At 55.9% G+C, this 23,074-nt stretch carries 21 protein-coding genes and 1 riboswitch; of the genes, 12 read left to right on the forward strand and 9 right to left on the reverse strand.

Translation table 11 applies throughout. From position 1 onward, the window contains the following. The coding region (locus tag ACESLM_RS26235; RefSeq protein WP_372636450.1) for a hypothetical protein at nucleotides 1-240 on the forward strand (240 nt) is incomplete at its 5' end. 77 nt (nucleotides 241-317) lie between these two features. On the opposite strand, the gene ACESLM_RS26240 is transcribed toward ACESLM_RS26235, so the two are convergent. Genes ACESLM_RS26240 through ACESLM_RS26260 form a run of 5 tightly spaced genes read right to left on the reverse strand, consistent with a single transcriptional unit; the run spans nucleotide 318 to nucleotide 5,002 of the window. After that, a complete protein-coding gene (locus ACESLM_RS26240) occupies nucleotides 318-1,031 on the reverse strand; it encodes a GntR family transcriptional regulator (RefSeq protein WP_372636452.1) in 714 nt (237 codons plus the stop codon). 11 nt (nucleotides 1,032-1,042) lie between these two features. Next, the gene (locus ACESLM_RS26245) at nucleotides 1,043-2,059 is read right to left on the reverse strand and encodes a sugar kinase (RefSeq protein ID WP_372636455.1); all 1,017 of its coding nucleotides are present in this window, start codon (nucleotides 2,057-2,059) and stop codon (nucleotides 1,043-1,045) included. Beyond that, complete coding sequence (gene dagF / locus ACESLM_RS26250; RefSeq protein WP_372636458.1) at nucleotides 2,052-2,810, reverse strand: 2-dehydro-3-deoxy-phosphogluconate aldolase; 759 nt, start codon at nucleotides 2,808-2,810, stop codon at nucleotides 2,052-2,054. Before dagF ends, ACESLM_RS26245 begins: the two co-directional genes overlap by 8 nt. A 1-nt stretch (nucleotide 2,811) precedes the next feature. Next, nucleotides 2,812-3,915, reverse strand: coding sequence for a DgaE family pyridoxal phosphate-dependent ammonia lyase (locus ACESLM_RS26255; RefSeq protein ID WP_372636461.1), 1,104 nt, complete (start codon nucleotides 3,913-3,915; stop codon nucleotides 2,812-2,814). After that, on the reverse strand, nucleotides 3,881-5,002 hold the full coding sequence (locus ACESLM_RS26260) for an amidohydrolase/deacetylase family metallohydrolase (RefSeq protein WP_372636463.1): 1,122 nt from the start codon (nucleotides 5,000-5,002) through the stop codon (nucleotides 3,881-3,883). Before ACESLM_RS26260 ends, ACESLM_RS26255 begins: the two co-directional genes overlap by 35 nt. A 150-nt stretch (nucleotides 5,003-5,152) precedes the next feature. On the opposite strand from ACESLM_RS26260, the gene ACESLM_RS26265 reads away from it, so the two are divergent. Further along, the gene (locus ACESLM_RS26265; protein ID WP_372636466.1) at nucleotides 5,153-5,998 is read left to right on the forward strand and encodes a CAP domain-containing protein; all 846 of its coding nucleotides are present in this window, start codon (nucleotides 5,153-5,155) and stop codon (nucleotides 5,996-5,998) included. 167 nt (nucleotides 5,999-6,165) lie between these two features. Here ACESLM_RS26265 and ACESLM_RS26270 read toward each other — a convergent pair whose 3' ends face one another. Next, nucleotides 6,166-7,053 carry a LysR family transcriptional regulator gene (locus tag ACESLM_RS26270; protein WP_372636469.1) on the reverse strand — a complete coding sequence of 296 codons (888 nt, stop codon included), beginning with the start codon at nucleotides 7,051-7,053 and terminating at the stop codon, nucleotides 6,166-6,168. Nucleotides 7,054-7,173: 120 nt separating this feature from the next. Between ACESLM_RS26270 and ACESLM_RS26275 the strand changes: the two genes are divergently transcribed. The 3 genes from ACESLM_RS26275 (at nucleotide 7,174) to ACESLM_RS26285 (ending at nucleotide 11,433) form a co-directional block, all read left to right on the forward strand. Continuing rightward, nucleotides 7,174-8,244 carry a branched-chain amino acid aminotransferase gene (locus ACESLM_RS26275; protein WP_372636472.1) on the forward strand — a complete coding sequence of 357 codons (1,071 nt, stop codon included), beginning with the start codon at nucleotides 7,174-7,176 and terminating at the stop codon, nucleotides 8,242-8,244. A 121-nt stretch (nucleotides 8,245-8,365) separates the two neighbouring features. Then, nucleotides 8,366-8,454: riboswitch (cyclic di-GMP riboswitch) on the forward strand. A gap of 62 nt (nucleotides 8,455-8,516) precedes the next feature. Next, nucleotides 8,517-10,406, forward strand: coding sequence for a flagellar assembly protein A (locus ACESLM_RS26280; protein ID WP_372636475.1), 1,890 nt, complete (start codon nucleotides 8,517-8,519; stop codon nucleotides 10,404-10,406). A 25-nt stretch (nucleotides 10,407-10,431) separates the two neighbouring features. Beyond that, complete coding sequence (locus ACESLM_RS26285; protein ID WP_372636479.1) at nucleotides 10,432-11,433, forward strand: HD-GYP domain-containing protein; 1,002 nt, start codon at nucleotides 10,432-10,434, stop codon at nucleotides 11,431-11,433. On the opposite strand, the gene ACESLM_RS26290 is transcribed toward ACESLM_RS26285, so the two are convergent. The 3 genes from ACESLM_RS26290 to ACESLM_RS26300 all read right to left on the reverse strand — a co-directional run bounded on the left by ACESLM_RS26290 (nucleotide 11,426) and on the right by ACESLM_RS26300 (nucleotide 14,394). Next, the gene (locus tag ACESLM_RS26290) at nucleotides 11,426-12,115 is read right to left on the reverse strand and encodes a class I SAM-dependent methyltransferase (RefSeq protein WP_372636482.1); all 690 of its coding nucleotides are present in this window, start codon (nucleotides 12,113-12,115) and stop codon (nucleotides 11,426-11,428) included. The genes ACESLM_RS26285 and ACESLM_RS26290 overlap by 8 nt on opposite strands. A 2-nt stretch (nucleotides 12,116-12,117) precedes the next feature. Beyond that, on the reverse strand, nucleotides 12,118-13,110 hold the full coding sequence (locus ACESLM_RS26295) for a MerR family transcriptional regulator (protein ID WP_372636484.1): 993 nt from the start codon (nucleotides 13,108-13,110) through the stop codon (nucleotides 12,118-12,120). 93 nt (nucleotides 13,111-13,203) lie between these two features. Beyond that, complete coding sequence (locus ACESLM_RS26300; RefSeq protein WP_372636487.1) at nucleotides 13,204-14,394, reverse strand: MFS transporter; 1,191 nt, start codon at nucleotides 14,392-14,394, stop codon at nucleotides 13,204-13,206. 54 nt (nucleotides 14,395-14,448) lie between these two features. Between ACESLM_RS26300 and ACESLM_RS26305 the strand changes: the two genes are divergently transcribed. The 7 genes from ACESLM_RS26305 to ACESLM_RS26335 all read left to right on the forward strand — a co-directional run bounded on the left by ACESLM_RS26305 (nucleotide 14,449) and on the right by ACESLM_RS26335 (nucleotide 23,061). Next, a complete protein-coding gene (locus tag ACESLM_RS26305) occupies nucleotides 14,449-14,625 on the forward strand; it encodes a family 1 glycosylhydrolase (RefSeq protein ID WP_372636490.1) in 177 nt (58 codons plus the stop codon). Nucleotides 14,626-14,852: 227 nt separating this feature from the next. Beyond that, entirely contained in the window at nucleotides 14,853-16,661 is a 1,809-nt protein-coding gene (locus tag ACESLM_RS26310) for a sensor histidine kinase (protein WP_372636493.1), read from the forward strand. Beyond that, nucleotides 16,636-17,799, forward strand: a complete 1,164-nt coding sequence (locus ACESLM_RS26315; RefSeq protein ID WP_372636495.1) for a response regulator — start codon at nucleotides 16,636-16,638, stop codon at nucleotides 17,797-17,799. Before ACESLM_RS26310 ends, ACESLM_RS26315 begins: the two co-directional genes overlap by 26 nt. A 310-nt stretch (nucleotides 17,800-18,109) precedes the next feature. Next, entirely contained in the window at nucleotides 18,110-19,780 is a 1,671-nt protein-coding gene (locus tag ACESLM_RS26320) for an extracellular solute-binding protein (RefSeq protein WP_372636498.1), read from the forward strand. A 64-nt stretch (nucleotides 19,781-19,844) separates the two neighbouring features. Next, nucleotides 19,845-20,747, forward strand: a complete 903-nt coding sequence (locus ACESLM_RS26325; protein WP_372636500.1) for an ABC transporter permease — start codon at nucleotides 19,845-19,847, stop codon at nucleotides 20,745-20,747. Between the two features lie 11 nt (nucleotides 20,748-20,758). Then, on the forward strand, nucleotides 20,759-21,643 hold the full coding sequence (locus tag ACESLM_RS26330; protein WP_372636503.1) for a carbohydrate ABC transporter permease: 885 nt from the start codon (nucleotides 20,759-20,761) through the stop codon (nucleotides 21,641-21,643). Nucleotides 21,644-21,762: 119 nt separating this feature from the next. After that, nucleotides 21,763-23,061: an IS110 family RNA-guided transposase gene (locus ACESLM_RS26335; RefSeq protein ID WP_372636505.1), complete on the forward strand. Its 1,299-nt coding sequence runs from the start codon at nucleotides 21,763-21,765 to the stop codon at nucleotides 23,059-23,061. Nucleotides 23,062-23,074: the final 13 nt, after the last annotated feature.

Genomic DNA, 23,074 nt, shown 5'->3' on the forward strand with positions numbered 1-23,074 from the left:
ACGTTCCTCCAGACCGCTAAGGTGGGCGAACGCGCCGGAAGTGGGCGATTAACGTTCCGCCAGACCGTTAAGGTGGGCGAACGCGCGAGAATCGGGCGGTTAACGTTCTCCCAGACCGCTAAGGTGGACGACCGCGCCGGAAATGGGCGATTAACGTTCTGCCTGACCGCTAGGGCGTGTATGCATACTCCGAGGATACGTCAAGCAAAAGTGACGAAGCAGGGGGCGGAAAGGCGGTGAAAAATGCCCCTGAGCGGGTTTTCATACACGCCCTAGCCGAAGCGACTCGCACCCCGCGCCCGCCCACCTAGCCAGAGTCACGCCTCGTAGTGGACCAGATATGGCTGAAGCGCCGTATTGTAGTAGCCGATGCTGTACTCGGCGACTTCGCCCGAAGGCTCGCGGGAGTAGCGAGAGCGTCTCAGCAGGTGCGTGCCCGGCTCCAGCTTCAGCAGCTCGGCGACGCGTGCGGGAGCGATCGCGATCTCGAAATGGTCGCGAAATTTCGCCAGCGCGATCTCCTGCTCCTCCAGCAAGCCGTACAACGATTGCTCGTCCGAATCGAAGGCCGCCACACCGCCCGTGCGCGAAGTCAAATAGTGCGTGTAATGGATATACGGCACATCGTCGAGGAAGTACAAGCGTTCGATGCATACGCACTGGTCCCCGAACAGCCGATAAGGCTCAGAGCCTTCTTCGTTGCGAACCGTCTCGGCCTGGAGCAGCCGCTTGCGAATGCGGTGGCCGTCCTCAACGAGAATTTCGGTAAAGCTCTTCTGCTTGGACAGCCTGGAGGTGGACGTGTTGCGCAGCACCTTCGTGCCTTTTCCGCTGCCCTTCTCCAGATAACCTTCCTGCACGAGCTCCTGAATTGCGTTTCGCACCGTAATTTTGCTGACCTCGAATTCCTGCTCCAGCTGAGGCTCCGAAGGGATCAGTTCCCCGAGCGGATAGACGCCGTGCAGAATGCGGTCCTTAATCATATTTTTGATTTGTTGGTATAGCGGTTTCCGATCCCGTGACAAAGCCATAGCGGAATATCCTACCTCTCTACGTCGCCTGCCGCTTGCGTCATCGCGCGCACGATTTCCCGTTCCGATGCCATCGGCGTATCCCCGGCGGTCGTATGGGCCAGCATGGCTGCCGCTGCCGCGTAACGAACCGTGTAATCCGGAGCGAAGCCGGACAGCTCTCCGTGCAGAATTCCGCTCGCGTAGGCGTCTCCAGCCCCAATTCTATCATAAACGGCGAAGATCAGCGTATCCGAATAGTTGAACCTTCCGTCCTTGTACAGGTAGCCGCGCAAAGAATGCGTGTTGTCCCCGTTCACGGAACGATGCGTTCCCGCCGCCGCGGAGATGCCATAGCGGCTTGCCACCTGCGGGACCAGCTCCTCGAGCTGCTCTTCGCGCGTCGTCCCGGTTACAGGCAGCTCCAGTACGTACATCGCATCCTTCTCGTTCATCAATACGATGTCCGCCAGCCCCAGCATTTTCTCATAAAAAGGCTTCGCCTTGCGATATCCGTCCTCGCCCCAGAGCGAGGGGCGATAATTGCAGTCGAACGCCACGAGTCCGCCCCGCGCCTTCATCGCTTCCGCGAAACGAAGCATGTGGCTTCTTACCTCTTCGTTCATGGCCAGCGTAATGCCGCAGAAGTGGGCGACGTCGAGCTGTTCGGCGATGCCGGCGAAATCGTAGGCGTCCTCTGGAGCCGTATTGAAGCTGCTCTCCAGCCGGTTCGTGTAGGTGACTCGGCTCGGCCGCGCGCCGAAGCCGTTTTCGAGAAAATACATCCCGATATAGCTGCCGCCCCGGGTTACGAACGACTGGGCGATGCCCAGCTTGCGCAGATTCGCCGCCGCCGCGTCGCCCAGCGGATTGTCCGGAAGACGGGTGACCAAGTACCCGTCGTGTCCGAAACGAGCCAGCGCGGAGATCACGTTCACGCCCGTGCCGGAGAAGGAATAACCGAGCGTGCTCGCTTGGGCCAGCAGATCGTATCCGGGCGCCTGCAGGCGCATCATCACTTCTCCGAAAGCCGCGATTCGCTTACCCATTGGCTCCGTCCACCAGTCTCTTCGTGATGGCCAGCAGTTCCTTCACGTCGGCGACGTTCGTCTTGCCCGTCTCCTTGTCGATGATGGAGGAATACACGTGCGGAATCACCTGCGGCACTCCGGCGTCCAGGCAAATTTGCAAAATCTGCTCATAGTTGTCCATCTCGATGCCGCCGGTCGGCTCAAGGGCGAACCCTTCTTCGCCGCATGCGAGAGCGACGGCTTTCAGCTCTTCCACCCGGCTAAGCCCGTTCATCGGAAAATACTTCAGCGCGTTGCCGCCCATATCCCGCACGAGAGCGATGGCGGACTTGACCGGGATGATCGCATGCTCCGATTGCGCCGCGCTGAACGGGCCGGTGGAGATGCTGACATAGCCGGGACGGCCAGTCGGCGAGACGAGCGCGTTAATCCAGCTGTCGCGTCCGCCCAGATTGGCGCGGGTCGCGCCCACGGCCGGGAATACCTGATTGATGTGGCTGCCCGCGTAGCTCTTGGCGATCTCCACGACGACCGCCGCCTGGCGGTTGTCTCCCGCGCCCAGCCCGATCGATACGGCGTCGTCGATCGCTTCTCCGTACTGCTTCATCGCGGCGGCCGCCTCTTCCGCATTGGGATAGGCCTTGGACAGCACGCCGACGAGGACGTGGCCTTCGGCCGCATCGAATACTTCTTTGGCGTTCTCGATATCTTTGGCCAGCACGTTCAGGGCGACGCGGTCGTTGTACAAGCGTTTGGATAAGTTGGACATTTTAAAGACCTCCCGTAAGTTCTCGAATTCTCGATGCGATAATCTCGATATCGTCGCCTTGAAGCGGACGGGGATCGATATCGAAATAGCCTTGCTTCACGCCGTAGTCCCTCGTGTAGACGGCGATGTCTCCGCCTTGCAAGCCGGCGACGACTTGCAAAGCGTTCGTACCAGACGCGACCGGATCGATCTTCACCCGGGCGCGGAAAATCGCTCTTCCCGCCTCGTCCTGAACGATGGATACCTGTACGCCCGGAACGTCGTTCAGCGGCATGAGCGTTTGCAGGGCGGCTTTCTCCTGCTCGCTGTTGTCCGTCTTGTCGACGTATTCGTCCAGCGCCTGCAGCAAGCCGAAGGAAGACTCCTTCCCGACCTTCATGCTCCGGCCGATGCCGTGAAGCTGTACCTTCAGCCATTCGATATATTGCCGCTTGCCGCCTACGATGCCGGACGTCGGTCCTTCGATCGCTTTGGAGCCGCTGTAGATGGCAAGATCCGAATAGCGCACATACTTCTGCAGATCCTCTTCGGCCGCCGCGTCCACGATCAGCGAAACGCCGCGGCGCTGCGCGACTTCCCAGGCTTCCTCGACGGAGATCATATTTTTTTGCACGCAGTGGTGCGATTTCACGTACAGAATGGCTGCGGTGTTCGGCCCGATCGCATCCTCGATGTGGAACGCCTTGCCTTCGTTGGCGTATCCGACCTCGACCAGCTTGCCCCCGCCCAGATACACCATCGTCTCCACCGGAGCGCCGTACTGAACGTTGTGGCCTTTCAAGATGATGATCTCGTTAACGGCGATCGGCTCCTGGTGCAGGCGTTCGCTCAGACGGCGATTGCCTTTCGTGACGACGGCGGCGACGGACAGCGCGATGCCGCTGGAAGCCGAGTTAACGACGACGGCCGCTTCGGAGCCCAGAATGCGCGCGATGTAATCCCCGGCCTTGTCGACGAGATCGGCGATCTCGACGTACTGCTGGCCGCCTCGCTTCATCGCCTCCATAACCGTGTCGGTCGGTGCGGACACGCCGAGAATGCTCATGCGTCCGCTGGCGTTAATTACCCTTTTAAGCCCGTACTTCGCATTTAATGAACTTGTCACCAGCAACCACTCCCTTTGGTTCTATAATCGTGTGCGCGATTCGTTCTTCTCCCTCGGAATCGATCAGCGTCGCAGGTTTGTCCTCGACCGAGAACAGAGTCAGGTTGGCCGGATCGCCGACCCGAATTTGTCCGAGCTCGGGCTTGCCGAGCCAGCTCGCGGCGCGGACCGTCACGGACGCGATAACCTCTTCCAGAGAGTACCCCAGATGCAGAAACTTGGTCAGAACGTTCGCCAAGCTGTACACAGGCCCGTTCAGCCGATTGCCTCTATAGATGTCCGTGCTGATCGTGTGCGGGCGGATTCCGGCTCTCCCTGCGGCTTCGGCCGTCCGGAATGAGAAGCTGGCTGTGCCGTGCCCGATATCGAGTCTTACGCCTCGGGCCAACGCGTCTTTCAGCGCCTGGATCGGCTGCCCGCTGTCGTCGAACAACCCGTTTTTCTTTCCGTGAAAACAATGAGTGACGACGTCTCCCGCCGACAAAAGGGCCATGATCTCCCGAATATCCGGAGGTCCCGAGCCGATGTGGACCATGAGCGGCAGTCCGGTTTCGTCGGACAGCTTGCGGGCCATCCAGAGCGGCTCCAGACCGCTGTCCCCGACGACGCTGCGGCTGATTCGCGCCTTGAAGCCGACGATCGAATCCGGATATTCGGAGGCGGCGCGGGCGGCGAGAGCCGGATCGATCCACTCCAGCCTCGACAGCTCGTCGATTCTGGACAAGCCGATGCGCGAGACGTTCAGGAACGCGAACAGCCGAGTCGCCGCTCGTTCTCCGCTGGCGATCAGCTCGCCGATCCGATCGGCCCCGCAGCTTCCGGCGTCGACGATTGCCGCAACGCCTTGATTGACGCCGATCTCGTCGATGTCGTCGCCGTACGGATCGAATTCGGGGAAGGCGTGGACGTGCAAGTCGATCCAGCCGCTGGACACGTAAGTCTTTCCTTCGTAATCCGTACCTGTGTCCGAATCCGCCGGCAGCAGCGTTCCGGCCGGAGCAACGTCCGCAACGATGCCGTCCGACACGGCAATATCGACAAGAGAGCCGTCGGTCAGCCGGAGATTGCGCAAAACTAGCTTCTGCAAATGATATCACCCGATTTCTGTTCAAGATGTTTCTTTAAACAATATAACGTTATAATGTTTAATCGGTCAATATCAAAAGCCAACGGATGGTTTGCTCCAGCTTCGGGAAAAGTAACGGGGACAAGAGACAAGAGGGAGGCCTTTTACTTTATGAAGAGATTGGCAATCATCGCGATCCTGCTGCTTCTGGCCGCTTGCGGCAATCAGAGCCGCGACATGAAGCAGCAAATGAAACAGCAGTCTAAGAGCCAGCCGCAGCTTCAGGTCAGCGCCACGGACACGGAAGTTCCGGTCAACAAATACGTCGTTCAGAGCAACGAGTCCATCCAGGACATCGCCAGCAAGTACCATGTCAGCATCGAGGACTTCCTCCGGGCCAATCCCGATTTGCTTAAGCTTGTAGGAGGAGGCGGTGGTGGAGGCAATTACGCGAACCCGAACCAAGGGGCCGGACAAGGCTGGGGAGACGCGGGCCGAGGGCAGACGGGCGCACCTCAGACGGGAACGCCGCAGACTGGAACTCCGCAGACCGGGACGGGCAATCCGGGATCGGGCTTGAACGAACCTCTTCCGAACAACAGGGAAGTGACGATTCCATCCAGCGATTCGATGACGGGTTACGAGCTCGAAGTGCTGAACCTGACGAACGCGGAGCGTCAGAAAGCCGGGCTTAAGCCGTTTTCCGGCGATTACTCGAACTTGAACCGGTCGGCGAGGGCCAAGTCGGAGGATATGGCGAAAAACAACTATTTCTCCCACACGTCTCCGACGTACGGCGATCCGTTCGCTATGATGCGCAATTTCGGCGTGCAGTATCAGTCCGCGGGGGAAAATATCGCCAAGGGGCAGCCGTCTCCGCAGCAAGTCGTCCAAGCCTGGATGAACTCTCCGGGCCATCGCGCCAACATTATGAACGCGTCCTATACCCATATGGGAGTCGGATACGTGGCGAATAACGGTCAACCGTGCTGGACGCAGCAGTTCGTTTCCAAATAACGTTCGTCCGCGGAGGATACCCGGCAGACCGTTCTGGTCCCGGGTATCCTTTCTTCGACAATTCAGAAGTATAAAATCCGCTATCCTTATCTGAATCGTCTCCGACAAATCGCATTCACCGTCCAGAGGACGCCGAAGGCGTTTTTGCTTGCGCCGGCGGGTCAGCTTTACTCTACCAGCATGTCCATCAGATGCCGGGCGCTCTTGGAGAGATGGCGGTCCCGCAGCCAGACGACGCCGATGTCGCTGTGGAAACGCGCATCCTCGATCTCGATTAGAGTGATGCTCGGAGGCTCGAACGAGTTCATGACCGACTTGGGCAGAATCGCCGCTCCGATTCCCGCCGCGACGAGCGAGATGGCGATGGCAACGCTGGAGCATTCGCTGACGATTCTGGGCTCCAGGCCGAGCTGCTTGAATTGATGGAACACCTGGTTGTGCATCCCGGTCGTCCGGTCCGTCTTCAAGGTGAGAAAAGGAAAGCGGGCCAGCTCCGCCATCGTCATCGCCCGTCTGTCCGGCGGGCGCCATTCGGTCGGAAGCAAGGCGACGAAAGGATCGGACGGCAGGGGGAGGGCGGAATAGTGCTGCGACTGAAAGTCGGATTGGAACGGGAGGCGAGTGACGATGAATTCGAGATCGCGGTTTTCCAGCAGTTCCCCGAGCAAGAAATGGTCTCCCTCCTGAATCTTGAAGGTAACCTGCGGATACTTCTCCGTGAATCTGCGAAGGACGGGGGGCAGGAGCGAGACGCAGGAGACGACCGCCCCGATCGACAGGACGCCCTGCACGCCCTCTCCCAGCTCCTGGACGTAGGTGATCGTATCTTCGAATTGCTTCATCAGGGCAAGCGCGCGGTCACGCAGCATTTCTCCGGCTTGGGTGAGCTGCAGCCGCTTGCCGTTGCGGTCGAACAGGACGACGCCGAGCTCCTGCTCAATGAGCTTGAGCTGGCGGCTGAGCGGGGGCTGCTCCATATTGAGCTGCTTGGCCGCACGGGTAATCTGACCTTCGTGCGCAATCGCGAGAAAATAACGAAGCTGACGCATGTCCATGTCGAAAACCTCCATACTTTAAAGGTATGCATCACCGATAAAACAGATATTATCAATATACATCCGCCTCTGGTATCATTCAAATATAAAGCGCGTTCAATCAAGGAGGAATATTCGGATATGGCTCATGCAATCCCGGTAGAACGGACGACCGCACCCAAGGAGAAGCCGGAAGCTTCGACGCTCGTCTTCGGCAAGCATTTCACGGATCATATGTTCATCATGGAGTACGACGCCGGACAAGGATGGCACGATCCCCGCATCGTCCCTTACCAGCCGATCTCGCTCGACCCGGCCGCGAAGGTGTTCCACTACGGCCAGACCGTATTCGAAGGCATGAAAGCCTATAAGACGCCGGACGGCCCGGTGCTGCTGTTCCGGCCCTTCAAAAACCTGCAGAGGCTCAATCGCTCCAATGCCCGCCTCAGCATCCCGCTGATCGACGAAGATTTGGCGATGGCCGCGCTGAAGGAGCTTCTCAAGGTCGACGAGGACTGGATCCCGACCGACGAAGGCACATCGCTGTACATTCGTCCGTTCGTCATCTCGACTCAGGCGACGCTGGGCGTAAATCCGTCGGAGAGCTACTACTTCATGATCATTCTGTCCCCCGTAGGCTCGTATTACGCGGAGGGCATTAATCCGGTCACCATCTATGTGGAGTCGGAATACGTGCGCGCGGTGACGGGCGGGATAGGCAACGCCAAGACCGGCGGCAACTACGCGGCGGGGCTCAAGGCGCAGGAGGAGGCGTCCGGCAAGGGCTATTCCCAAGTGCTGTGGCTGGACGGCGTTCACCGCAAATACATTGAAGAAGTCGGCAGCATGAACGTCTTCTTCAAAATCGCCGGCAAGGTCGTCACGCCCGCGCTGAACGGAAGCATTCTCGACGGCGTCACGCGGGATTCCGTCATTCAGGTGCTGAAGCATTGGGACATCGAGGTCGAGGAGAGGACGGTCTCCATCGACGAGCTGGTCGAGGCTTACCGCAAGGGTACGCTGGAGGAAGCGTTCGGCACCGGAACGGCCGCCGTCATCTCCCCGATCGGAGAGCTGAACTGGCAGGGAGACAAGCTGACGCTGAACGGGGGACGCACGGGCCCGCTGTCTTCCAGGGTGTACGACTTTATGACCGGCATCCAGAGAGGGGCGGTCGAAGATCCGTTCGGCTGGGTCGTAAAGCTGGATTAGCCGGCGCGCGATAAATCTCTTGAAATTGTTGCGACTATAGACTTATAATTGATATCGATGCGTGACGTAAATAGGTAACGATATTCAATTATTCTAGTCATATATACATCGAGGAGACGCATACACGAAAAGGCAAACCCTTCGAAAGAGGGGGACGCAAAGCTATGGGCCTAAAGAACTCTCCAGTTCAATGGCTGCCAGGCCGCCGAATGGAGCGTTAGGACACCATCCCATTCGGGAGGTGTCTTTTTTGTTGTCGAGAGGTGCTGAGCTTGAAGAAACAAATATCCGAAGCCGAGCTGAAAAGACTGATCCACCAGCTGGATATCGGCAGCGAGGGCGAGGACGAGGGGGAAGACGCCTCGGCCGAGCTCCGCGAGCGGGACGAGAACGGACAGCTCGCCAAGCAGGACGGAACGATCCGGATTCGCAATCAGCAAATCCACGTTCAGGATCCGACCGCCGGAGGAGAATACGCCGTCATCTATCCGATGAGCCCGGTCAGACTGTTCGTCAACGAGCAGGAAGTCGTCTGGGAGGCCCCGGTGCGGGCTTCGGACCGGATTGCCTGGAAGGCGGAAGAGCAGCCGTTGTTCCAGATAACGATTTCGGAGGACAAGCTGCTCGCGCACCTGCGGCTGTTCGCGACGGAACGCTATGCGGCAAGGCTCGTCGACGCCGGACCCGACCCGAGAGTAATCGTGCGCGCGGAGGACGATGAGAGCATCGTGCTGAAGACGGTGCAGCTCGCCGATGTGGTGGAGAAGCTCGAGGAGATGTCGATCAAGTCCCGAATCGAATTCGCCGCCATTCAGCGGGAGCTGCTGGAGCCTACCTACGAGCCGATCGTCGTGGCCAGCGGCAAGGCGCCGGCGGACGGCGAGGACGCCAGACTCGAAATCTACTTCGACCAGCAAGTGCGCAGCGAGTTCTTCGAAGTGGACGGCGCGATCGATTTCCGCAACCATCTCCGCATTCCGACCGTGCAGAAGGGCGATCTGATGGCGAGGAAAATTCCGATGGTGGACGGAACCGCCGGATACGACGTGCTGGGTAACGTTACGCTGCCGAAGCCGCCCAAGGACCTGTTCATTCTGGCGAAGCCGAACGTGGAGCTGACGCCCGACGGAAGCGTGATTGCCAGAAAGCAGGGCAGGCCAAGAATCACGGGCGGGAAAATCAAGACGCTGGACGTCTCGACCTCGTACGTCGTCTCGGGCAACGTGGACATCTCGACCGGCAACATCGTTTTTGCCGGGGACGTGATCGTCTGCGGCGACGTCACCGACAACATGATCGTCGAATCGCTCGGTAACGTATACGTCTACGGCCACGTGTTCAATTCGACGATTACGGCGACGGGCAGCATCAACGTGCGGGGCAACGTGATTTCGAGCCGGCTCTACTCCGGTTATTTCGGCGTGTTGTTCAACCGTCTCTATCATACGTCGAAGCAATTGTGCGATTCGATAGAGAAGCTGCTCGCGGCGTCCAAGCTGCTGGAGGAGGCGCTCGAAGCGAAGCGGCAGCCGGCACGGTTCGGCCAGATCGTGCAGCTTCTGCTCGAGACGAAGATGAGGGATATTTTGCCGGCGATCAAGGAACTGCAGTCCGTCATATCGAACATTCGCAACATTCGGAAGACGGAATACGAGAAGCTGAAGGAAATCTCGGAAATCTTCACGAAACCGACGAAGCTGATCGAATCGGCGACACGGGAGTTCGTTCAAGGCTTCCTCGCCCTGCTTCAGGACACTCACGGGGAAGTTGCCCGAATGCAGGAGGAGCAGGTGGAGATCAGCATCAACCAATGCCAGGGCGGCGAGCTGAAATCCAACGGGGACATCGTCATTCATCGCGACGGGGTGCTGCTCTGCGAGCTGTTCTCCGCCCGGAACATCGTATTTCTCTCGGAACAGGCGATCTGCCGGGGCTCGCGGCTGGACGCCGGCGACAGCATCCGGGCGTCGATCGTCGGCGGACAGACCGGAGCCAACTCGGTGCTGAAGGCCAGACGCAAAGTGCAAATCCGCAAAATGTACTCGGGAAGAGTTTGTGTCGGCAAGTACTGCAAGGACGTCTTCGAGCCGATCGAGCAGACGGTCTTCGACGTTCAAGCCTTGAAGAGATATTCCGAACCGGACGACAAGCGTGCAACATAATGACAAGCAGATGGTGGGATAAAACATGCTGGCAGGTCAACTGAAGACATACGTCGGAATGAGGGTCAACCGCAATATCTACAACGGCAGCGGAACGTTGGTCGTTCCCGTCTCTCGGGTGCTTACGGATCGCGACGTCAATCTGCTTGCGAGACAGGGGATCGCCTTGAGCGAGCAGGACGTGGAAGCCGTGTCGGTCGTCCATCTGGTCGATTCGGCGGTCCGGGAAGTGCGGGAGCTGTTCGAATACGCCAAGCAGACGGACCGGATTCCGTTCGCGCGCGTCCGGGAGCAGATCGTTCCGCTCATCCTCGAGCTGAGCAATCATCCGAATTTGAATCAGATTTTTCGCTATCTGGAAGTCCATGACGAATATGTCTATCGCCATAGCGTCGCGGTGGGGATACTGTCGAAGCTGATCGGCAAAACCAAGGGGTTCGACGACGGGGAGCTGATGGAGCTCACGATCGCGGGCTTCCTTCACGATATCGGCAAATCCAGGGTGCCGGGAGCGATTCTGAACAAGCCGGGGCGGCTGACGGAAGAGGAGTTCCGCATCGTGAAAGAGCATACGGTGTTCGGCTACGAGATTCTGAAAAAGTCGGACGGCGTCCCCGAGCGCTACGCTTACGTGGCGCTGCAGCACCACGAGCGCGAGGACGGGAGCGGCTATCCGCTAGGTCTCAGGGGAGGCTCGATCGACGTGTTCAGCAAGATCGTCGCCGTAGCCGACGTGTTTCACGCGATGATGTCCAAGCGGGTATACAAGAGTCCTCTCCCGCTCTTCCAGGTGCTGAAGGAACTGGCGGACAATGTCTACGGCTCTCTCGAGCCGGGGATCACCATAGCCTTCCTCAAGCGGATCATGGACATGCTGATCGGCAACCGGGCCGTGCTGACGGACGGGCGCGAAGGCAGAATCGTCATGGTGAACGCGGGCGATCCCGTTCGCCCCGTCGTCGAGGTGGACGGGCAATATATCGATCTGAGCGCGGAGCGTTCGATCGAGCTGGACAGAATCATCTAGGTTTTAGCCACCAGATACCCGCGCATTCGGGCAGGCGGGAGAGCTTGTCGGCCGCGACCCGGTCGGCGAGTTCGTCCCCGAAGAAGAAGCGGGTCAGCCGCTCGGCCTGATCGGCGTCGTCGAATTCGTAGTCGGTCCGAATCCAGCGATGGGAGAAGCCGTACGTATCCGTCAGCTTGCGATAGTAGGGTAGCAGAAACTCCGGCGGAGACGGCGTTTCGTATCCGGTGCCCATCGTCTCGAAGAGGATGATCGTGCCTCCCGGACGAAGGACGCGCTTGATCTCGCCGATGACCTGCTCCAGGTTTCGCTCCCAATCGGGAACGTTGACGCTGGCGAGGTAGCAGACGCTCCAGCCCGCGACGATCAGATCGGCGCTGCCGCCCTGCAGCGGAAGCTCGCGGTGGTCGGCGACCCGGACCGACCAATTGTCGAGGCCGGCAGCCCGCAGCCTTTCTGCCGTAATGTCCAGCATCGCTTCCGCGGCATCCAGGGCGACCAGAGAGTTGGCCGCCGGGGCGAGGGCGGCCGACAACCTCCCGGTTCCGGCTCCAATGTCGACGACGTCCAGTCCCCTGAGGGGGACGATTTCTTCGATAACGGACAGCAAGTCGGGCTGCCGGGCGATCATTTCGTGATATTGCGCGGCTTCTTCGCGATAAATGGCCTCATGATTCGGCATAGCTATTTTTCCTCCTTATAGGCGATTAGGACGTGCAGGCGCTCGTTCAGAGAGTGGAGATCGGCGGTATACCCGTGTTTCGCGAACCAACGGGACAGGGCGCGGGCGGAAGGATAACCGGAGCGGGCTTGGGCGTTCTCCTCGGCGTCCATCAGGTCGGCGACGGCAATGCGCCCCGACGGCTTGAGCACCCGGTCCATCTCTTCCAGGGCGAGCCGCTGCTGATCTCCGGCCAGATGGTGGAACGCGAAGCTGGAGACGACGAAGTCGAACTGCTCCCGCACATACGGAAGCGCGAGGAAGTTGCCGAGCCTCGTCTCCATGGCCGGATGCTTCGCCTGGCACAGCCGGAGCATCTCGCGGGACTGATCGACGCCTGACATGGCGCATCCGCATTCCAGAAACTTGCCCGCCAGATTGCCCGTTCCCGTTCCGATGTCGAGCCCTCGCTCTCCCTTGGCGGGACGGATGAGCCGGACGATTCGCTCCAACGCTTCCCCGTAATCCGCGTAATTCCCCTCGCTCGCGGCCACCCGCTCGTCATGGGTCGGCGCCAGGCGGTTGAAGTCCCAGCGGTCCTTCCAATTGACCCGTTGTTCCCTGAGCCTCTTCGAGGCGCTGGCCAGTCCGAAAATATGCGCGAGCGGCAGAGAGCGTTCGTTCTTCAGCAGCTCGATCATACGGTCGGTCGTCTCCACAATCTGCTTGATCTGCAGCCACTCCGACATCAGAATCGACCGCTGCAGCTCCAGGTAATACTGGAGCTCCTCCATGCCGTCGGCTTCCCATTTCTCCAGCGCCTGCCTGATGTCAGACAGGGACATGCCCGATTCTCGCAAAGACACGATCGTTTGCAGCCGCCATATATCTTGCTCCGAGAACGTGCGGTAACGGTTGGATTCCTGTTTGGCGGGTGACAGCAGGCCCTTTTTCTCATAAAAGCGAATGGCCCGCGGAGTGATGCCCAGCTTGTCCGCCGCTTCTTTGATATTCACGCCGATTCCCCCTTGGCTTCTATTCTAAACGTTGTCCCAACGTCAAAGTAAAGAGGGAATCTGGCGCGAGTCGTTACAAGGCGTTAAGCGGCGTTACGGGCGGGTCGCCGCGATCGCGCACGCGTAGGAGACGAGCAGGAGAAGGGCCAGCGCTCCGAAGGCGATCAAGGCGCTTCCGGCATGGAGCAGGCGAAGCGAGACGAGCGGCCCGAGCGTGGCCCCGAGGAACAGAATAAACGAATACATCGCCATCGCGGCGCCCCGCGCCGGCCCGGCTTGCTGGCCTGCTAGTGAGACGAGCGTCGGGATAAGAACGGAGATGCCGGCGACGAAAACGACGCTGGAGACGACAAGGGCGGCCAAGCTCGCGGATAGGCCGATCGCGGTCAAGCCGGCCGCAGCGGCGAGCAGCGCGGCCTTCAGCATGCGCGGCAGCCCGAAGCGGGCGGCGAGCGCCCCGGTGAACGGGGAGAGCGCCATGCCGACGATGCCTGCGGCCCGCACGAGCATGATCCCGCCGGCGTCCAGCCGATAGGGCGGAGCGGATAAGACGCTTCCCAAGGCGGCGTACATGCCCACGAAGACGAGGAACAGGGTCAGGGCGATGAAGAAGAGCAGCGCGAGTCTCTTGTTGCGAAGCAGGGTTCCGATCTGGCGATAGACAGGCGACCGGCCCGGCTCTCCTCCGCCGCGGCCGCTAGCCGGAGCGAACAGCCCGAGCAGAGCCGCGGAGATCAGATAGGCGGCTCCCAGCGCGTAGAAGGCGTACGGCCATCCCGGCGCGGGGAGCATCAGGCTGCCGAATACTTGGCCGACGATGCCGGCGAGCAGAAAGCCTGTGCTGAGAAAGCCGACGGTTGCGATCCGTTTGTCCGCCGGATACACCTCGGCAATATAGGTCAGCGCGTTGGGCGCGAAGGTCGCCGCGACAAACCCCTGCGCCGCCCGCATGGCGATGACGCCGGGCAGGCTGTCCATCAGGCCGATCAAGGGCGTGACGAGCCCCAGAACGGCAAGTCCGGTCACCATGACCCGCCAAGTGCCGTAACGCGCCGCCAGCGGGGCAAGGAGCAGGAAGCCGGCGGCGTAAGCGAAGGAGAAGCCGCTGCTGGTCCATGCCGCGAGCTCGGCGGAGACGGCGAAAGTTTCCGCGAACATGGCGTTCATCGGCAGGGCGACGTACAGGCTGGAGACGACGGCGATTCCGCACCAGACGAGAACAGAGGTGACGACCGGAAGCCGGTACAGGGAGAGCGCCTGCGCTTCGGCGGCTGTTTTGGGCATAGGGGAGGCTCCTTTCGGGATCGTGTTCCGGGCGATTGTCATTTTTTATATGACGTGAAGGATGCAGGTTGCAATGCATATAGATTTTCGATCGAGTGGGCTAGAATTGAGCCGACAAAAGGCAACTTCGACAAAAAAGAAATTGAGCATTATAGAGAAATCTTTGAGTTCTGCCACCAGAATGGAGTCATTCCTATTGTCACTTTACACCATTTTACTTCACCGAAATAGCTGATTTCCGAGGGCGTCCGGAGAATCGCTCGTCTGTCGGAAAAATACTCTTGCCTTTAGTGACTTTACGCAGCTGGCGATAGTAGCTCTCAATCATATTGGTCGTCAGCATCTACGCTAAGGTTTCACTGTTGGTGGTTTACACAAAATTCTTGACAGACCCCTCCCATCCGTGCTTCATTTGATTTGCAGTTTTTGAACCTTAACTACGAGAAGGAGATGACTCGATGCCGGGATGGAAGAATATCCGATTCCGTAACCAATTGCTTGTTGTGTTTATACTGCTAAGCAGTCTACCGGCTTTGCTGATCGGAGGGGTTGCTTACCGGAAATCTTCTGAAACGATGCAACGTCAGACCGAACAAGATTTAAAGGTAATCCTGGGCCAATTGAGCACTTCGGTGGAAGGGCAGATCGGCGACTTTGATCGATTTACGATTCTGCCCTATTATTTGACGGATATCTTTCAGTTTCTGAACCGACCTTACGTGTCTGAGGACCAATGGGGCACTGCGGAAATTCAGGCGCAGCGAACGATGGCAAGGCTGATGAGCGCCTACCCTTCCATTAATTCATCCATCGGCGGATTGTTGATACTGGGCATGAACGGTTCCGTAAGCGGTTACAGAACGGCGGGGGTTCCAACCATCAATCCTGAACACGATATTACAAGCAGCAAGTGGTATCGGGACGTTCTAGAACAACAAGGCGGATTCGTCATTACCGGCATCCAGGATATTGATGCATTTAAGGGCGAACCTTTCCGAGCAATCGTCGGTTCACGAATGCTCCGGGACGAGAACTTTCGCCCGCTTGCCGTCATCGTTATTTTCATTTCTTCCAATTTCATTCCCAAGCTTGTCAAATCACTTGAGCTTCCTTCCGTACAAGTGGTCGTGAAGGACAGGGAAGGTAATATGGTTTACGCATCCAATCAGGAACTTGCGTCTGGTCTGCTTCCGGTCGTAGCGGAGGTCAAAGAAGGCACCTGGGAAAAGAATATCAGAATCGGAGATGAAACCGTCCGGTATAGCGGTGTTTTCCAAGAAAGCGATTATTTGGGATGGGATATCTATTTAGGCGTCAACCACGATGAAATGCTCAAGGCAAGCCGTTCCATCCGGAATTATACGGTGGTGCTCGTGGCCATACTCGTGATCTTTTCTGTACTTCTTTCCTGGCTGCTGGCCCGCAATCTTTCGCAGCCCATTTCAAGGATCATTCGCTCCATGCATGAGGTAGAATTGGGGCAGTTCAACTTTCCTTCCACTACCCGAGAAGACGAGATTGGTCTGCTTGAGAAAAGTTACGGCAAAATGGTGGGCCGTCTGAAAGAACTCATCTACTCCATTGAAGAAAAGGAACGGCAAAAAACGCATGCGGAGCTGTACGCGCTTCGTGCACGCATCCAGCCGCATTTCCTTTACAATACCCTCAATTCCATACGTATGCTTGCGATCTTGCAGCAATCGACACAAATTGCGAAACTCATCCAGTCGCTGAGCAAGCTGCTGCAGGCCAACATGAAGCTGGATAGCGAACTCGTTACACTGGAGGAGGAGATCAGGCTTTTGCGGGATTATGCGATGCTTATGGATTTGCGGTATACGAACGTCTTCGACCTCGATTGGCGGATCCAGGAGAATCTTCTGAAGACTGCAGTTCCGCCGATGTTGCTGCAGCCGATTTTGGAGAACGCGATCTTTCACGGGGCACGAGGGTTGGAACGCAAGCTAATGATAACTGTCGCCGCATCTCTGGATCCCGAAGGCAAGGAGGTCATCATTGAAATTACGGATAACGGTGCAGGTGCCGGTGAAATAGCGGGGTTTTTGAATGAGTACAATCTTCATGCAGATACCCACTCCACTCATATCGGTCTGCGAAACGTTCGAGACCGGATCAGCCTTCGTTTCGGGCCTGCTTACGGGTTAGCCGCATTCCGCCAGGACGGCAAGACCGTAATCCGGTTAAACATACCTTTTAAATCGCTGCAGCAGGAAGGTGATAATGATGTGGAATATGCTGGTTGTTGAAGACGAATCTATCGTTCGTGTCGGCCTTCGCTATATGCTGGATTGGGAGAGCTGCGGCATTCATTGGAAAGCTGAAGCTTCAAGCGGAGAGGAAGCACTGAACATTCTGGACAGAGAGTCGATTCATATCATGATGACGGATATCCGAATGCCAGGCATTGATGGCCTTGAGCTGTCCAAACGAGTCCGTGAGCGCGCGCCGCATATTCAGATCATCATATTAAGCAGTTACGATACGTTCTCTTTTGTTAAGGAGGCGCTGAGGCTCGGAGTGGCAGACTACCTTCATAAACCTACCATGGACGAGTACGAGATCAAGGCGACGCTTCGCAAGGTTGCAAATAAGCTGGAAGAGACGATCGGCAATCGCCCAGCCCAATCAGCCGTGGATCGGGATGCCTACCTGTTGTCGCTACTGGACCGGTACACTTTCCCTATGGGCGGAAAACTGCCCGACGTAACGTTGCTCCAATCGGGTTATTGGCTGACCGTCTTCCGCAAGCGCGACGATGCGTTACCCAACAGTGATGCGGACAATCTTAGATTCCAGTCTATCCGCTACCTGATCGAGGAATATGTCGCGAGGGACTGGGGAGGTCTGGTATTCCACCGAAGCTTTCGTGAAGTAATCTGGATCGCTCCCGAAATCGCCAAGAGCGGTCAGATAGATAAAAATAAATACCTGGACAAGCTGCGGCAAAAGCTGCTGGAGCTTCTCAATCTGGCAGTGATCCATGCCTCCAGTGATACGCACTTGGAAACCGAAGAGTTGCCTGACGCCTACTTGAAGGCACTCCTACGTTTGCCGTATAACGAGCAGAGCGATAATCTGATCGTCCGCCATGCGAAAGCCTACATTGACGAGCATCTTTTGGAGGATATCGGCCTCGCGAAAGTGGCGGAGGTCCTTCACGTCAGTCCCGGTTATCTCAGCCGGATATTCCAGAGGGATGTGGGTGAGAACTTCATTGACTACATCACACGCAACAAAATCGAGTATGCTCAGAAGTTGTTGCGTACGACAAACCGCAAGGTGTATGACATCGCTGCCGAGATCGGATATTCAAATCCTCATTATTTCAGCAAACTGTTTAAAGCGCGGACTGGTGTCACTCCGCTTGAATACCGGAATCAGTGATTTCTATTCGTTCACAATAAGGGAGGCCGAACAGAGCGATCTGACCGGCCTCCTTTAAAAGAAATCACCTACCCATTCCGCCATTACAGCAAAAATAGATACGAAATGTCATAAATCATCTATTTCGATTTTCTTAGTGCAGTCTTCCTACGTCAAGAAGGAAAAAATGCATACAAAATAGCCGAATCCCTTCATACCCCGGCCCGTCGGCCGCCTATAGAATAGATACAGAACGATAGAAAGGAGTCCTATTGAAACCAGGCTAGTTCGACGGGGGCAATAATGATCAATTCAGGAGGGTGAAAGAAAAGTGAAACGTTTATTGACGCTCATGATTATGATGGTTGTGTTAGTTACTGCCGCTTGTACTAACGGCAACAATCAACAAAACGCCGAAGGGTCTTCAACAGAAGTGGATACGAATACCAATAGTGACACTGAAGATTTCGGCCAAACGACAGGCGCCGAAAAGCCGATCACCATTCAATTCGGCTCAGCCATTGACGTCAATGCTGGTTTTGCGGTCGATCTGAAAGAAGCCACAGGCGAAACATGGGAAGACAATCGTTGGACCCGCTTGTATAAAGAGAAATTGAACGTAGAGACCAAATATAAATTACACGTGCCAGCAGGACAGTATTCCCAAAAGCTGAAGCTGGCTATCGCATCCAATGATTTACCCGACATGTTCTCCGTGCCGGTTGCGAATCTGACCGACTTGAAGCAGCTGGCCGAGGGCGGCGCAATCCAGGAGATGGGCTCGATTTATGAAGAATATGCGTCTCCATTGTTGAGAAGCATCATAGAAGCTGAGGGTGCAAGTGTGTTCGACCCGTTGACTTTTAACGGAAAGATCTATGGTGTTCCGATCAAGATGCCTTCGACAAACGAGTACAACCATCTTTGGGTCCGGCAGGATTGGCTGGATAAGCTTGGTCTTGAACGCCCGAAAACGATGAATGACGTCTATACGATTGCGAAAGCGTTTGCTGAGCAAGATCCGGATGGAAACGGTCGGAAAGACACGATCGGACTTTCCATCAACAAGGACTTCATGGATGTTCCGACGGGAATGGCAGGACTATTCTGGGGGTACGGTGCCTTCCCTGAATTCTGGTACAAGGGCGAGGACGGCAAAATCACCAACGGTTCCATCCAACCGGAGATGAAAGAGGCGCTCCGGCTGCTGGCGAAGATGTATCAGCAGGGTTTGCTCGACAAGGAGTTCGGAACAAAAGACTATGTAAAAGCGAGCGAATTGATGGCATCCGGCAAAGCGGGACTTTTCTACGGTCCTCACTGGGCCGCCGGCACAGCTAACAATTCACGCCAGAATGATCCCAAAGCCAACTGGGCTGTCGTCCCGCTCCCCGTTGTCGAAGGAGTAGATCTGGAAATCCCGCTCAAAATTAGCACGGATGGCGCTTATGTCGTCCGCGCGGGCTTCGAGCATCCGGAAAAATTGGTGGAAATGATGAATCATTATGTTGAGATGCTGTTTGCCGAAGGCGCCGACCTCAGCAAATGGTGGACAGAAGGCGATATTGACGCCGTATGGCTGATGTCGCCGGTCTATACGCTTAAACCGACGGTGGACCTTGAGGCACACACCAATATGAAGGAAGCGATCGCGAACGGCACGACCGACCAATTGACCGGTGTGGCCAAGGGCTTCTATGACAGCATCCAGAAAGGTGCCTGGAACATGGAGATGATGTTCGGTCCGAAGGACACGCCTTTCGAATTCGTAGCGTCGACCTATCCGGATAAGATCCTTTGGAGCGAGTGGCAAAACGCGCCTACCCCAACGCAAGTTACTGCTGGAAGTTCTATACAGGAACTGGTCAACACCTCGCTGACAGGAATCATTATGGGTAAGGTAGATGTAGACACCGGCTTCGATAACTTCGTTAAAAATTGGAACAAAATCGGCGGGGAACAGATCATCAAGGAAATCAATGAGGCGAGAGTCAACCAATAGCAACGGTATCGGTCCGTGCAGCTTACACGGACCGATTTTCCCGGAGTGGAGGAATCACATTTTGTTGAAACAGGCGAAGAGTAGAAGAGAGCTTCCCTTACATCTCATGCTGCTCCCCGGTGTACTGTTGGTCGTTATTTTCTCCTATATCCCTATGACGGGAATAGTTATTGCCTTTCAGCAGTTCAACCCGGTCAAGGGGCTCTTCGGAGATCAGGAATTTGTGGGACTGGCGAACTTTGAGTATGTCTTTTCCTTACCGAATATTTGGCAGGTCGTATGGAACACGATATCGATTGCTGTCATGAAAATAATCTCAGGATTGTTCGTGCCGATTGTGATCTCACTCTTGTTGAACGAGCTTCGCCATGTGTTGTTCAAAAGGATAACGCAGACCATTATTTATTTTCCGTACTTTCTGTCCTGGGTCATTCTCAGCGGAATTCTCATCGATATCCTCTCGCCGACCACCGGACTCGTTAATATGGTGATCACAGCTTTGGGACTTGATCCGCTCTACTTTCTCGGTGACAATAAATGGTTTCCCTTTACTATGGTTGCTTCGGATGTATGGAAAAACTTCGGATTTAACACCGTACTTTATTTGGCGGCGATTACAAGTATTGATCCGTCGCTTTACGAAGCCGCCGAAATCGACGGAGCGAACCGGTGGAAACAAACCTGGCACGTGACACTGCCAGGCATACAGTCCGTTATTATTTTGTTGACGGTGTTAAGCCTTGGCAGCGTGCTTGAAGCGGGCTTTGATCAAATTTTTAATATGTACAGCCCGCAGGTGTATGAGTCTGGAGATATTATCGATACGATGGTTTACCGTATGGGATTATTGCAATCACAATATAGTGCATCGACGGCGGTCGGATTATTGAAATCGGGTGTTTCGCTGCTGCTGATTTCGGTTTCCTACTACACCGCATATCGTCTGTTTCGTTACCGGGTATTTTAGGGGGGCTTGCAATGTCAAGACAGGTCACGATAGGCCAGCGCATTTTTAATATTTTCAACGTCATACTGCTTACGGCGGCAGCTGTGATCTGCATTGTGCCTTTTATCCATATTGTCGCCGTTTCGTTCAGCAACGCGGCTGCTGTACAAGGCGGAATGGTTAAGTTCTGGCCGGTTAACTTCACGGCCGAACCTTACCGTTACGTGCTTGAGCGAGAAGAGTTTTGGCTATCCTTCGGCATCACATTGCAGCGAGTGGCAATCGGTGCGATTGTGAATATATTCCTCGTCATTGTACTTTCTTATCCCTTATCCAAGTCGGTGGAAAAATTGCGGACAAGAACGCTGTACGTATGGTTTTTCTTTTTTACGCTTCTATTTAACGGAGGTCTGGTACCGAATTATCTTCTTGTGAAGGAGCTTGGCTTACTGAATTCCATCTGGGCTCTTGTTCTGCCTGGCGCTGTACCGGTATTCAGCATCATTCTGATGCTCAACTTTTTCCGTGAAATCCCAGAAGAGCTGGAAGACGCGGCATTCGTCGACGGTGCCAGTCACTGGCGTATTCTCTTTCAAGTGTATGTACCGCTTTCGCTGCCGGCAGTGGCAACAATTTCGCTCTTCGCAATTGTCTTTCATTGGAACATGTGGTTTGATGGTCTGATTTATATGAAGAGCGACAAATATCCGCTCCAGACGTACCTTCAGACGATCGTATCCGCTTTTCAGAATATATCCATCCTGAGTAACACGGAGCTCATGCGGCTTGCCAACCTGAACGACCGTTCCATTAAAGCAGCTCAACTAATCATTGGGGCACTGCCGGTCCTATTGGTATATCCTTACCTGCAGAAGTATTTTGTCACAGGGATCAAACTTGGAGGCGTCAAAGGGTAGAATAGAGGAGCCATTCCTGTAATGAAGTAATTTGAGCTTTGAGCAAAAAAGCGCCACTTAGTATACTGGGAAGCGTTCCGACCAAAGAACATATCCCAAATACGAAAGAGGCGCTCAAGATGAAGTATAAGTTGAAGCAGAAGCAGAATCAACGTATCAAGCGAATTAACGAAGCAACGCTGGTTGTTGGAGCAGATATTGCCAAGAAGATTCATGTGGCTCGCGCAGTAGACTTCCGCGGGATCGAACTCGGCAAAGATTGCGTCTTCCATAATGACGCAGAAGGGCTGACGAAGCTATCGGTGTGGATGAAGGAGCTCGGGCAAGCACACGGCAAGACCGAAATCGTGTTTGGCATCGAGCCTACCGGACACTACTGGTTTCCTCTCGCAGCTTTCTTGCAAGAGCAAGGTATTCAAGTTGTTGTCGTCAATCCGTTTCATGTGAACAAGACGAAAGAGCTTGAGGATAATTCGCCGACGAAAAGCGACTACAAAGACGCGAAGGTCATCGCCGATTTGATTCGGAACGGGAAGTACTCCGAACCGAAACTGCCGACGAAGGAATTTGCGAACTTACGCATCCTCATGAATTTGCGTGAGAAGGTGTCGGCGAGCCTCTCTCAAGTGAAGGGTCGCATTGGCAACTGGTTCGACCGATTCTTCCCGGAGTATTCTCGCGTCTTCAAGGACTGGGACGGGAAAGCATCGTTAATGACTATGCGTGAGTTCCCCTTGCCTGCTGATATCGTCGCTAAGGGAGCCAGAGACGTCCTGGCCCACTGGAAGACGGAAGTGAAACGTGGCGTCGGGATCAAGCGAGCAGAAGAGCTGTATGCTGCGGCTGTTGCTTCCATCGGCCTGACCGAAGGGACAATGGCAGCACGAATAGAGCTTAGCACACTACTAGGACAGTTCGACCTATTCAGCGAACAGCTTGAGTGCATTATGGAGCAAGTCATGGCGATTCTGGGCAGCATTCCAGGAGCCGCGCAAATGCTGACCGTACCGGGAGTTGGAGCGATCACCGTCGCCGGGTTTCTAGCGGAGGTCGGGGATCTGAACAACTACGATCACGGTCAACAAATCATTCGACTGGCAGGGCTAAATCTCAAGGAGAACAGCTCCGGCAAACGCAAAGGCAAGACGGGAATCACCAAGCGAGGACGTTCGCGCCTAAGGGCGCTGTTGTTCCGTGCAGTGATGCCGATGGTGGCGAAGAATGAGGCTTTCAAAGCGCTTCACAAGTATTACACGACGCGGAGCCAGAATCCGCTGAAGAAGAAACAATCGCTCATCGCCTTGTGCGGGAAGTTGATTCGGGTCTTGCATACGCTGGGGACCAAACAGAGGGAATACAACGCTGCAGACGTAATCGGGCCGGTTCGACATTCTCAGATGCAGCAAATGGCAGCTTAAGCAAAGAAGCACG

It is taken from the genome of Cohnella sp. (genome assembly GCF_041641335.1).
In the GTDB taxonomy this organism is placed as follows: domain Bacteria; phylum Bacillota; class Bacilli; order Paenibacillales; family Paenibacillaceae; genus Cohnella.

What these genes read in the sequence shown, in the direction of transcription:
- ACESLM_RS26240 (WP_372636452.1), bottom strand. Translation starts at nt 1,031, where the DNA reads ATGGCTTTGTCACGGGATCGGAAACCGCTATACCAACAAATCAAAAAT.
- ACESLM_RS26245 (WP_372636455.1), bottom strand. Translation starts at nt 2,059, where the DNA reads ATGGGTAAGCGAATCGCGGCTTTCGGAGAAGTGATGATGCGCCTGCAG.
- dagF (WP_372636458.1), bottom strand. Translation starts at nt 2,810, where the DNA reads ATGTCCAACTTATCCAAACGCTTGTACAACGACCGCGTCGCCCTGAAC.
- ACESLM_RS26265 (WP_372636466.1), top strand. Translation starts at nt 5,153, where the DNA reads ATGAAGAGATTGGCAATCATCGCGATCCTGCTGCTTCTGGCCGCTTGC.
- ACESLM_RS26270 (WP_372636469.1), bottom strand. Translation starts at nt 7,053, where the DNA reads ATGGACATGCGTCAGCTTCGTTATTTTCTCGCGATTGCGCACGAAGGT.
- ACESLM_RS26275 (WP_372636472.1), top strand. Translation starts at nt 7,174, where the DNA reads ATGGCTCATGCAATCCCGGTAGAACGGACGACCGCACCCAAGGAGAAG.
- ACESLM_RS26285 (WP_372636479.1), top strand. Translation starts at nt 10,432, where the DNA reads ATGCTGGCAGGTCAACTGAAGACATACGTCGGAATGAGGGTCAACCGC.
- ACESLM_RS26290 (WP_372636482.1), bottom strand. Translation starts at nt 12,115, where the DNA reads ATGCCGAATCATGAGGCCATTTATCGCGAAGAAGCCGCGCAATATCAC.
- ACESLM_RS26300 (WP_372636487.1), bottom strand. Translation starts at nt 14,394, where the DNA reads ATGCCCAAAACAGCCGCCGAAGCGCAGGCGCTCTCCCTGTACCGGCTT.
- ACESLM_RS26310 (WP_372636493.1), top strand. Translation starts at nt 14,853, where the DNA reads ATGCCGGGATGGAAGAATATCCGATTCCGTAACCAATTGCTTGTTGTG.
- ACESLM_RS26315 (WP_372636495.1), top strand. Translation starts at nt 16,636, where the DNA reads ATGATGTGGAATATGCTGGTTGTTGAAGACGAATCTATCGTTCGTGTC.
- ACESLM_RS26330 (WP_372636503.1), top strand. Translation starts at nt 20,759, where the DNA reads ATGTCAAGACAGGTCACGATAGGCCAGCGCATTTTTAATATTTTCAAC.
- ACESLM_RS26335 (WP_372636505.1), top strand. Translation starts at nt 21,763, where the DNA reads ATGAAGTATAAGTTGAAGCAGAAGCAGAATCAACGTATCAAGCGAATT.